2 protein-coding genes are annotated in these 778 nt (G+C 38.9%); both read right to left on the bottom strand.

Annotation, left to right across the window (positions count from 1 at the left end; all coding sequences use genetic code 11):
* Positions 1-396: hypothetical protein (locus ACFILW_RS09895; protein ID WP_375685745.1), on the bottom strand; the 396-nt coding region annotated here is incomplete at its 3' end.
* Complete coding sequence (locus ACFILW_RS09900; protein ID WP_375685747.1) at positions 384-629, bottom strand: hypothetical protein; 246 nt, start codon at positions 627-629, stop codon at positions 384-386. The genes ACFILW_RS09900 and ACFILW_RS09895, both read right to left, overlap by 13 nt.
* Between the last annotated feature and the right edge of the window lie 149 nt (positions 630-778).

Genomic DNA, 778 nt, shown 5'->3' on the forward strand with positions numbered 1-778 from the left:
CCAAATCCATGTAATATATTTATTGATGAGATAAAATAGGATATGTTTGCGTTTTTCTTCAGAAACACCAGCACTGGCATAAAAAATGGTAAAGGGTTTCTTTACCAGCAAGCTAATCAATGAAACCAGAGCAAGTGACAGATAGCAAAAAACTGTGGGGTAGTTCAGTAAAAGTGTAGACCATCCAGCGAAATAATTAACAAACAGGACAATAACTGTCAGAATGTTAGTAATCATCACGGGTTCTCCCTGCCGGACAATTTTAATATTCACAGCAATAATGAACAATGAAATCACAGTTAAGATGAGAGAGCGTTCGACCAGAGTTAAAAAGTTTCCATTGATAACCCAGGAGTAAATACTCCACGGAATAAAAGAGATTATTATGTTAAACATGGCGCATCCTCCTTTTTATATTTGATAGAAAACTTACCGCAAGTGCTTCGTTTTTTAGTTTCCGTATGAATATAAAAAACGCCACCCAGTTCACACTCTGTATCCTGTTTAATGGTCAACTGATAGGTATCTCCCGGATAAACTGCTTCAATGAACTTTACTTTTTTCAGCGCAACAGATGCGATATTTTTTGTCCTACCCTGCGTGGCTAAAGCCAGAACCATCTCAATCATAGTGAACCAGGACATACGGCGCGGGAGGGGAAATGTTCCTCAAAAAGCGGGTGATGCGCATTAAAGGAAAAAGTACAAGAATCTCCGGTTACGGAGGAAATCTTACATAAATCGCCTAGTAATGGAAGAGCGGCTTTCTCAGAACACGA

Origin of the sequence: Bartonella sp. TT110JLCBS (genome assembly GCF_042193405.1) — a bacterium.
In the GTDB taxonomy this organism is placed as follows: Bacteria; Pseudomonadota; Alphaproteobacteria; order Rhizobiales; family Rhizobiaceae; genus Bartonella.

Excerpts from the sequence above, each read along its gene's own strand:
- ACFILW_RS09900 (WP_375685747.1), bottom strand. The coding sequence starts at position 629 with ATGATTGAGATGGTTCTGGCTTTAGCCACGCAGGGTAGGACAAAAAAT.